The sequence below is a fragment of the uncultured Parabacteroides sp. genome (genome assembly GCF_905196875.1).
Classification (GTDB): Bacteria; Bacteroidota; Bacteroidia; order Bacteroidales; family Tannerellaceae; genus Parabacteroides.
The window spans coordinates 1-10,913 of the sequence record NZ_CAJJWO010000113.1; the positions used below are offsets into that span (position 1 = coordinate 1).

Annotated in this window: 6 protein-coding genes and 1 pseudogene; all 7 read right to left on the bottom strand. The window is 46.5% G+C overall.

Going from position 1 to position 10,913, the window contains the following annotated elements:
- Positions 1-124: 124 nt before the first annotated feature.
- Positions 125-406 (bottom strand): HU family DNA-binding protein, encoded by a 282-nt coding sequence (locus QZ076_RS21225; protein ID WP_293717107.1) that lies wholly within the window; start codon positions 404-406, stop codon positions 125-127.
- Between the two features lie 137 nt (positions 407-543).
- A complete protein-coding gene (locus QZ076_RS21230; RefSeq protein WP_293717108.1) occupies positions 544-3,426 on the bottom strand; it encodes a hypothetical protein in 2,883 nt (960 codons plus the stop codon).
- A gap of 12 nt (positions 3,427-3,438) precedes the next feature.
- Positions 3,439-5,598 carry a hypothetical protein gene (locus QZ076_RS21235; RefSeq protein WP_293717109.1) on the bottom strand — a complete coding sequence of 720 codons (2,160 nt, stop codon included), beginning with the start codon at positions 5,596-5,598 and terminating at the stop codon, positions 3,439-3,441.
- 179 nt (positions 5,599-5,777) lie between these two features.
- Positions 5,778-6,527 (bottom strand): DNA-binding domain-containing protein, encoded by a 750-nt coding sequence (locus tag QZ076_RS21240; protein ID WP_293717110.1) that lies wholly within the window; start codon positions 6,525-6,527, stop codon positions 5,778-5,780.
- A gap of 179 nt (positions 6,528-6,706) precedes the next feature.
- Entirely contained in the window at positions 6,707-7,027 is a 321-nt protein-coding gene (locus QZ076_RS21245; RefSeq protein WP_293717112.1) for a PIN domain-containing protein, read from the bottom strand.
- A complete protein-coding gene (locus QZ076_RS21250) occupies positions 7,024-7,251 on the bottom strand; it encodes a hypothetical protein (RefSeq protein WP_293717111.1) in 228 nt (75 codons plus the stop codon). Before QZ076_RS21250 ends, QZ076_RS21245 begins: the two co-directional genes overlap by 4 nt.
- Before the next feature lie 204 nt (positions 7,252-7,455).
- Positions 7,456-10,913: pseudogene (locus QZ076_RS21255) on the bottom strand (hypothetical protein); the annotation flags it as partial.

A 10,913-nucleotide genomic window follows, 5' to 3' on the forward strand; every position in this document is an offset into this window, starting at 1 on the left:
CCCTACGAACACAACATTCACTTCTGAAAATAATTGAACCTATTGCTATCTCCATCGGCATATTGGCACATTAGCAAATTGGCTCATTGTTGATAATATTTGAACCTTTCCTACAAGCATGTCACTATCCTTTTTCATTCATTCTGGCCAGTAAGGACTTTCCAGGTTTGAATTTGACGCTGTTGCGGGCTTGTATTTGGCATTCGTATCCGGTGCGGGGATTGCGGCCGAGGCGGGCGGTTTGTTCCCAGCGGGAGAAAGTGCCGAAGTTTTGAAACATCAGCTTATTGCCGTTGGATAGTTCTTGTGAGATAATATCTAATAATGTGGTTAGATAGCGTTGACTATCCTTTTGGGGTAACGATAGACGGGTCGATAACTGAAGTACCAAATCGTTCTTATTCATAATTGACCTCCTTTTTTTATTGCTATTGGAAATTAAAGAAACTGTTCTAAAAGTCTGTAAATAACACACAGATAACACAGATCTGCTCGATCTGCGTCATCTGTGTATTATATTGATTTATTCAAAGAACCAGTCTGTTATGGCACTGTTGGTGCTTTCGCTTCCCCATCAATGGTCAGATTACCGCCGCCGCTAATTGCATTGGTCAGTGTGATCGTTCCTGATTGATCAGAACTGAAGTCTTTAACAGTAGCTGTTACTACGTTCGTATAACTGCCAGAAGAACCACTTTTTTCACCAGTTTCAATAGTCAACCAACTATCAGCATCAGTTGTGCCGGCAGTAATCCCTTCCGGAGAAGTGATAGTCAGTGTAAACTTGTTGCCGTTGGCCGCATCTGTCATTGTTACTTTGGCATTACTACCTCCAGATGCTGCGGCAAAGGTATTACTACCTGTTCCTGCACTGAACTCAGCATCAGTCGGTGCCGTAATAGTCGCATCTTTCAATGTGACAGTTACATTAGTTTTGCCGTCTGCATCATTGGTAAAGGTGATCGTACCGTTGGAACCTGCGCTCTGTGCTGTTTTAACAGTTATCTCATGTTCTGTCGCTTTTGTAGATGGGAGAGTTAACCAGGTGGCATCAGTGGTTGTGACCGTTGCTGCGTCACTGGTTTGCAACTTGATCGTTTGTCCTACCACGTTGTAAAGCGTAGCTGCTCCCGATGTGTATGTACTGAAGCTACCTGCAACATCGACCAGCGAAACCGTCGGCCCTGTCGGTAACTCCATCTTTACGTCTATAACCGTCGTTGTGTTATTCAACGGATTGGTGATCGTGATCCGGCCATCGTCTTTGTTGGCTGATGCACTGCTGATAGTAGCCGTGATGATCGTCTGCTTCTTGCCTTTCGGGGCGGAAGAACCGTCTTTCATCTCTATACCCAGCCAATCATCTCCACCGGTAACTGCGGCTGTGACTCCTTCCGGAGAAACGACAGCTACGGTAAACGAGTTATGAGCCAGACCTGTCATGGTGACTTTCGGATTACTACTAGAACCTCCGCTTAACTCCAGCGTATTATTCGCTCCTAAAGTGAAATCGTTTGTAGTCAGTGCCGTTATCTCCGGATCTTTCAGATTAACTGTGATCTGGGTCGCTTTGTTTGAAACTGTAGAGGTAAAATCGACCGTGGTTGTTGAACTCGCACTACCTCCGCTGCCTACGGTAAGCGTATAATCTGTTTCGGCATTATCTGCATCGCTGGCAGGGTCGATGGATAACCAGTTAGGAGTGCCGCTTATCGTAGCCGAACTACCGGTGGTGGTTACATCACCTTCCACTTTTTTGTCCGATATCACTTTCAGTGTGATAGCCTGGCCTGTAACATTATATAAGGTAGCCGTCATACTTGTCTGGTCGAAAACGTTGTAGTTTTCTGCCGCTTGTGTCCAGGAGATAACCGGGCCAGCTGTCGGTTTGACCAGAATATCCTTGTGTTCGCCACTGGCCGGATTGGTCAGGCGGATGGTGACGGGCAGGATAGCTGCCGGGTCGGCTATTTGATCTTTGTCTACCTTATAAGTATATTGGGCTTCGATAGCCGGGACAATAGCCTTTGTACGAGCATCAGCAACAAGCCATTTGGTAGAACCTGTTTTGTAAACCAGTTCTTCCTTCAAGGTTGTGCTCGAATTGATGTTGAAAGCGAACTTGCTGCCGTCTTCCGGCGAGATGGCGATGGTTCCGTTATCGAGTACATACGCATTGACGGTGGCACCGGCAGTTGCGTCGAGTACGATCTTCGTATTCTTGTCGAAATTATTATCCGGCTCGTAATCGTCGATCGATCCGGCGTCGTCCCAGTCGGTTACATTCAGGGTGAAATCGAGGTGATAGGTATCTGCCTTGGTGATCTCAATGGTGTAACGGTGGTTATAAGCAACTTCGATGAAACTACCTACTCCGTCTTTGATTTGCATGAAAGGTATTTGGTAAGTTACCTCTTTTTGCTCCGTCTTGTTCACGTCATATTTACCGGTAAGGACAAGGAAACCCCCATCGTCTTTCGGGCTGGGCCAGCTGTAGAAAGCCCCTTTGCTTTCAGATTTATCCTTGGTCTGCGTCTCGGCAGCCAGCTCTCTTTTCGGGTAAGAGATCACGTCGGCTTTAGCTGCCAGCGTCTTGATCGGGAAAAACCATGCACCGGGTTGACCGTTCCCCATCGAGATTGTTTCGATCGTGAACTTCGAGTCTTCCGCATTGTTGATCACATCGAATCGGGCCACCATACGCGACAACTTAAAACTGAGCTGTGTGCGGGTCGAAACCGTGAAATCCGTCAGGTCGAGCGGGGTGACATACGATCCGGTCATCGGCAGCGGTGTTTGCAGGATATCATCTTCCGTGCTGCCATTCGGTGAGATCATCCGGCTATGGAGTTCCACGAAATCGTCTTCGGTCGGTACACCGGCAATCACCTTGTTATCCGCCTGTCCGGGGTTTGATTGCCTGAGTGCTGCGAAATTCTCATACGGCTTGACGGTGCCATCGCCCAATGTCTGATACAAAGTCGTGCGGTTGGCAACGCAATATAGCTTTACGAACAGTCCTTTTTTCAGTTTCAGAAGCCCGTTGCTGAGGTTGTCCTTTCCGTCTACGGCCGTGAGGTTGAAGCTGTGTGCCCAGTCGCCTTCGGCGGGGAGGGTGGAAGCGTCGTCACGATAATAGTATAACTCCTGAAATGTATATGTTCCGTCTTCCTTGTCGGAACCGAAAACATAGACATCCAGCGAGCGGAGATAATTCTCTTCGGCCAGGGCGATGGGATCGTCCGCCTTTGTCTTTGCTGGAGCCAGGCTGAGTTTATTTTTCAGCGTCAGCAGTACTTCCCTGCGGTTGGCTTCGTCGACACTGCTGCCTCCGTCGGGCTTCAAGTTGTCGAGGGTATTCTCGCTGGTACAGCTTGCCAGCAGGAAGCCAAAGGCGAGAACGGATAGTTTTTGTATGATATTCATTTTATTGCTTTATTATGGGTTTACTTTTTTCTTCATTGTCACTGTCAGCACGTCTGAGGCATCCAGCTTGTTGACAAATTTGATATCGAAATCGTCGAAAGTGGTAGCAGCCTTGTTCAGTTTCACTGTGTAGCTGGATATACCGTCTACCATTTCTCCTGCTTTCACTACTTTCAGCCATTTGCCGTTCGGCAGATCGACGGTGACGCCTTGCGGAGCATTAATCTTTAATGTGTATGTGTTGTCGCCCAACGCATCGACATCGGTCGTGATTGCATAAGTAGGTTTCGTATCGGCGAGGGTTGCATACGTATTTGCATCATCACCCAGTTCGGCACTGGCAGAAGCGTCGACAGAGGTTATTGTAAATGTAGTTTCTTTTGCATTGTCTCCACTGTTTTTGAATGTGATTGTGGCTGTCGGATCTGTCAGCTTCTCTTTGATCTTGATTCTGAAAGTCGTATAGAAACCATCTTTGACGGCCGTACCGATCTCTTCAAATTTGCTACCGGTCAAATCGAGTGTAGTCCCTTCCACGCACCAGGTCTTTACGCTGATATAGCTGCCAACCACATTATACATACTGGCGGTCGCGTCTGTAACGGTATTACCCAAGCTGTGTGTGCCTCCGTCTTCCGGCAGCGGTGCTTCGCTAGGTCCGTAGAAAGTCAGTGTCGTCCACAGGTCCGGATCGTAAGAAGCCGCATCGTTGATGAATTTGACGCTAACCGGTTGTTTATTGGCATCACCGTTCACTTCCAGCTTGAATTTGCTGTACCAGATACCGTCTATTTCTTCGTAGGCTGGAGTGCCAACTGTCAGCCAGTCGGTGGTAGTCGTTGCGTCGGCCTTTGTAAATGGGGCTGTTTCGGCATAGACCTTACCCGTGGCTGCTACCGTCAGGTTGAATGAAGTATTAATTTCTACTTTGAAATCAGTGTCAGAGTCACCGATAGCGGCCGGAACATTTCCGGATACGGTTTCAAATCCGGTTGCCTTATCGAATTTAGGTGCATCGTTATCCGGTTTGATATGGATGCCGCCGCCCGATGTCCAGTCTACCACCTCGAAAGAAGCGTAGATGTTCGATTGCGTAACGTCGGTAATGCGCAACTTATAGCGGTTGTTTGCTTCGATAGCGATGTAGCTGGTTGCATCGTTAACTGTTTTCTGAATCGGCACGTGGTAGGTTACCGGAATCTGGTTGCCGGCTCCCGGTATCGGGCTTTTGTAGGTACCGGTGATGATCAGGTAGCTTTCGTCGGTGTCCAGCCCGGGATAGGCGTAGAGGGCACTTTCAGTCGTTCCCTGGTTGGCTCCGACGAAATCGGTGTAGGTGATGTCGGCGTAAGTCATCAGGCCGTTACCTCTTTTTGTTGCATCGTCATAAACGTCCAGCGTCGTGTTCCAGAGCGAACCGCTTTTGCGGGCCTGTGCCAGTGTGATCGTGTTGATAGTCAGCTGCGACTTGGTGCTGGTGTTGTCGATGTCAAAGCGGGCAACGACACGTTTCATGTCGATCTTCACTTTAGAAACCGAACCGCTGATCTTGGTTTGTCCGGCTCCGGTCATTAGTAGTGGAGTGTGGATGATGTCTTTGACTCCAGCGTCTTCGTTCTTCATGAATTTAGTGTAAGCAGCTCTGAAATCGGCCTCAGTGGTGGCAGCATTTGTTACAGTGCCATCGCCGTCTACCTGCACTTTTACCAATGCATTCAGGATTTCAGTGTCTGTATTATCATAGAATTTCCCGTCCGTTGTCGTGCCGGATGCATTGTTAGCTATGCACATCAACTTGAGATAAGGCAACCCTTTCAGTTCATTCGGATAGATGGAAGCCACCCACGAAGTACCGGAGGCCTGTTTCTTGAAATCGGTCGAGGGAGCTTCCGGGTTATAGGCCGTTCCTTCCGTCCAGGTTTCCAGATAGTAATACGTGCCGTCTGCCGCGTCGGAGGCAAACAGATAGACTTTGAGGTCTTTAATTTCATTCTCCGTTTCGCTGGCGATCGCCTTGGTATATTCCTGGCTTTCACCATTGGCGCCGCTGAATACGAGTTGTATCTCGCTGCGTCCTGACCCCGTGGTCGTTTCGCCGCCGAGATCTTCGTTTGTACAACTTGCCCCCAGGCCGGTTATGGCCATAAGCAGCATTAAACTTTTTACATTCATGTTCGTTTGTTTAAAATGATACATATTGTTTTATTATACCCTGTTCTTTTCCTGTTTCGGGAGAACATGTCTCCCTTACCTGGGAGAGGAGGGTTCCCACCTCAGGGAGAGATACCTTCCCACCGGTAGGAAACATCCTTTCCCTGATAAGGGAAACCGGTTCTCCCGGAAGAGCCGTTTTATTCGATCACGGGACGGTCGTCGTCACCGCCGCCACTCTTGCCTACGTGTACGGAAATGGAGGCGGAGCGGGGAGTCTTTAGTTCGACATGGTTGCTGACATATTGGGTGGTGACGGTCAGTTCGTAATCGCCATCTGCCAGGTCGGCCGGAAGCAGCAAAGTCAGTTCGGAAGGCTTGTTGATGGAGATACGGTCTTCTTCCAGCTTGTGCACCTGTCCATCGGAAGCGGTGAAGGTAACTCCCACAGCTTCGTTCGATCCCATCACTTTGAGGTTGGCGCCGCGAACGAAGAAGTTATGACCCGGTGTCATCGTACCGTCTTTCAGGCCGGTTTTGCGATCTTCAGTTCCGAGAATATACATCACATCCTGTTTTTCGCCCAGGATGCTGACGTGGGTTTTAGCAATCTCTTCGCGTACCACCTTGTCCTGCGTGAAAGCGACATAAATACTGTTTATTTTCGGGTCCCATTTCCCGTCTTCGATCAGCCCGATAAAACGGGGCACAGCGTAAAACAATCCGGTATTCAGATACCATCCGTTCATCAGCAAGCGAGCGCAGATGCGTTCGTAAAGGGTAACCACGTGTACGATCGTTTCTCTGCGAAGACCGGTGTCTTCGGCAATCATTTCTTCATACACTTTGTTAATGTCTGCTTTACCTGTACTTTCGAGTACGAGGATTTTGTCTTTCGGATCGGCTGTAACCGTATTCGGTGCGATCCATCCTTTTAATGTATTTGCCATATTAATACTATTGTGGTCTGGATATATTTATCCCGGCCGGGTTAAACACTAACTCAAATACATGACAGGATTACATTAGAATACAGGCAGATATAAAAAAGAATCCCACCATGTCAAATATCTTTCTGATGATTGACATGGTGGGATGAGGATAGGGAAAGAATATTTTTTAATAGATGTCAACGTTTAATCCAATTTTCAACTTTTAGGTTCTCAAATCGTTGAAAATGTTTTAGATTATCTGTAACCAATATATAATTACCGGATAATGCAGTGGCTGCTATTAGCAAATCAAATTCGTCAATCATAATGCCTGATGAACGAAGTTGTGTTTTCCTTATAGCATACTCTTCTGCGAAATCTAATAATGAAATAATTGGAAATCGATTGACAAACATTTTTACTTTAGGTACTTCTTGTTCTTCGTGTTTTGAATAATATGCTCCAAACATTAATTCGTATAATGTAATAACAGATAAACAACAGTTACCTTCTCCTATTGGGAATTACGAATATCTTCTATTATTTTTTCAGTTGTACGTGGATCTTCATTCCAGGCGCCGCACATACTCCAAATAAAATCTTCGTAAGATTCTTTCTTTTCAATCTTTTCTTTTCGAGCTTCTTCAAGTAGTTTTTCTCCCAACCACTCTTTGTTGCTAGCGCTTAAAGATAATGACTGTAAGAAGTTCCAAATTCCGTCTAATGAGATTGTTGCTTTCATGACTGGTCCTCCTTTTTGTTTATAATTTTACCTAGGCAAAGATAACAAATCCATCTTAAATGATTGATATATCAGCTTGTTTTTAATGAGGCTTGCCTCGTTTAGGTTACTCCTGTTGATAAAAGATTAACCTTTCCTATTTCATCCCACCATGTCAAAGATCGCTGTCAGGGCGAAGCCTGAACTATTCTGATTTTATTTATTCTATTGTTGAATACACCTTATAGGGTAAGCATTAGTGCGTGCAGTTTCTTCTCTTGCATTCCCTATTTTATAATCGTATGCTCGCACACCGGTAGTATTAGAAGAATAACTGTAAGCAGTTTCTGTATCAGTCATAGTTCCATCGGTACGAGTTCGATAACCAAAAGCAGGGAAAATCAATTGAGGGCAATTATTGTCACAAGAGATTTTGACTAATTTATTGCTGATAGATGCAGTCCCTAAAGATCCTAATTCACTGATAGTTGGAACGCGCCATCCTGTAGGGCAGGGGTCATTAGAGCCTTTACTACTACCATTCCATAGGGTTGAATTTTGAGGAGTAAGCCAATCCCACGGGCTAGTAGGTCCCAGATAAAATATATTATTGTTGGGCGTTGAATTACTTATCGGACTAGAAGAAGAAGTCGAACTTCCTAGATTTGTTTCATCTTTTCGTCCCCATTGGTAAAGATTACCCTGACCATTTGTATCACTTCCGCTTGTGGGTACTCTTTTTGCTCCACAATTAACAGGAGCCCACCAATTACTACCTTTCTTCAACGCTGAATAATAAGGACTACCTGAATAGCTGGTTGTTCCAACCCAATACCCATAAGCCGAAGCCCCTCTCCAAACCGTATAATTTCTAACGGTATTACCGTTATGTTTGACGGCAATTTCTGCTTTGTGAAGTTGATAAGCAGCATCTGTTCCGCTGGAAGACCTGACAGGTATAGTGAATGTATATTCTCTACGATTGTTTACAATCTTATTTGAAACGCTTTCTGATTGTAACCAGCTATTGCCATAATTAGTGCTGTTACAGTAACTACTATTATAAGTCCGCTGAATAACAGGAGCAGTGAATAAGCTATATGCCGTAATTGTGATCGTACCGCCACTGGTTGTATAGCGGTAAGTATAGCTACCACTTTCGCTTGTATAATAACCTGTAAAACTACCAGCTCTTGCCATCGTCTCAGTAATATTGACTGTAATAGCTGTTGTCTTTGCAGTTTTTGTCTTATTCCTGATGGTTATCGTTTGATTACCGGGTGAGCTTGTCGGTAATGAACCGGAACTTGGATTTATACTAACCGTATAGGAAAAAGCTTCCGTATCACTGCTTGTTTTATTAAAAGTAAGCCATGCCGGCCCTTCAATGGTAGAGCCACCGATGCAATTACCTGCGATGGTAATGGTTGGTAAGGTATTGACTTCATTATTTACCTGCATACTCATGCTTGTACCCGAGGTGGCTGTCGGTGCCTGATATTCCGGTTGAACGGTATATATGATGTCTTCGCCACCTGCAACCAGGTTTTTCAGGGTGACAGTCGCTGCTTTGGCTTCTGAGGTTATTTTAGTTTTATCCAGGTTGAATACCAGGTCATTGGATGTGGAAGCGGACTTTGTTGTTCCTCCTGTACAAGTTAGCCACTGAGGGCCGCCTGACGCATACGTGATCACAGGATTTACACCGGACACAGACGCCGTTTTCAGTTTAAATGAACTACCGTTCACTAGTTTCATCGTGACGGTCTTGTCTACGCAACTGTTTCCTCCGGACACATTGCTGAATGTCGGGGTAATCGTTGCGTCGAGCATCGTTACTTGAATAAGCGTTTCTTTACTATCATCTGATTTGTTGACTACCTTAAATGAACAATCTGCAGTCGTATTATCCCATTGAACGGTATATTCATTCTCGCTGGCATACGTATCAGTTGTTTTTGTAACCGTTACACCGATTGCCTCTTTGATACTGTTGCCGCCTAAGGAACTGGCTTGGATCTTAACGGATGAATTGTTGACCTTATAAAGCGAGATTGCATTAGTGGAACTGTCGAAACCGTTTTCTACCGGTGTGCCCGAACCGGCAACCGACTCAGTAGTAGGAGCAACAAACTGAGGTGTGACAGTAAAAGAAGCATCCGGGCCGCCGCTGATATTTTTCAAGGTGACGGTTGCCCGAGTAGCCAATCCTTTCGCCAACTCCGTTTCGTTGAGTGCGAACTGGATCTTGTTCGTCATACTGGACTTTAGGGTAGAACCTCCCTGACAAGATAACCATTTGGGAGAACTGTTGCCACCTGCGTAGGCAATCTCGACACCAACACCTTCCAGCGAGTTCGTATTGACAGTGAAAGTGTTCGATTTGATAAGATTCATGGCTATCGCAGCGTCGCCGTCTGCGATACTGCCGGTTAGGGTATTACCGGTGGAACCTCCCACGTTTACAAATTCCGGGTTACTGGATGCATCTTCCAGTTTCACGGTTACATCGACGATCCAATCTTCCTGATTGGCGTTACAGAAAGTGATAGTTCCTTTATTATCGGCTACGGTGACGTCACGTTCTTTTAGTTTAAAGGTAAAAGTCGTTGCCGTTCCGCTTGTTTGCATATCGGTCTGTTCCAACCAGTCCGGCAGTGTTTTCACCTTGACCCCATCCGGGCAGGTCAGTTTGACCTTCACGGTACTATTGTTGACTCTGTATAAGGTGGCGGTTGCCGTCAGCGGATCGAATGCGTTATGGCTGTCGGCAGGCTGGGTGGTTACATCCAGTGACGGAGCTGCCAGCGCATCTACGAAAACGACATTTTCCGAACCGTCGGTCAGGTTCATGAAACGCAGGATGGCTTTCGGATAACGTTTCTTATCATAGCCGGCAACTAATGAAAGATTACATTTGTATTCTGTGACAGACAGGTCTGCCGAAGGCGTTTGTGTCAGATCGCCGATTGTCAGCCAGCTGTATTCTTTGGCGACCGGACCTCCGGCATAAGACGACTGAAAGCTGACAGGAGCGTTGCTGCGAAGGATAATATCGAAGTTGCTGGCGTCCTCTTTTATATACATCGAGACTGTGCGTGTGTCTTCGGTATAATAGGTTTTATCTTTATAGGTCTCCGGTATCATGATACTGACAGTGCCTGTCCCGTCTTTTCCCGGTTCGTAATCGTCGATATTACCGCTGTCGGCCCAGTCGGCTACCGACAAGGTGAAATCGAGGTGATAGTCGTCGGCTTCCGTGATTGCGATGGTATAACGATGGTTGTTATTGATTTCGAGAGCTGTGGAGCCACCTTCATCGTTGGGTTGTGTGAAAGGGATGCGGTACGATACTTCCAGCTCATCGGTCTTGTTGACCTGGTAAGTACCTTTAAGGATCAGGTAGCCTTCGTCTTTCAGTGGGCTGGGGTAGCTGTAAAATGCTCCGGTCTGTGTACCTTTATTGGCTTGGTCGCCGTTGAAGGAACGTACCGGATAGACGATCCGTTCGCCGTCTTTGGCTTGTGGAAGATCACCGTATACACGGATCGGGAAGAAGGCGGAACCCCGGCGCCCGTTACCCATTGCCACCTCTTTGATGGTGAAGCGTGATTCATCTGCCTTGTTGATAATATCGAAACGGGCTGCCAGACGGGTCAGCTTGAAACCGACCTGTAGGCGGG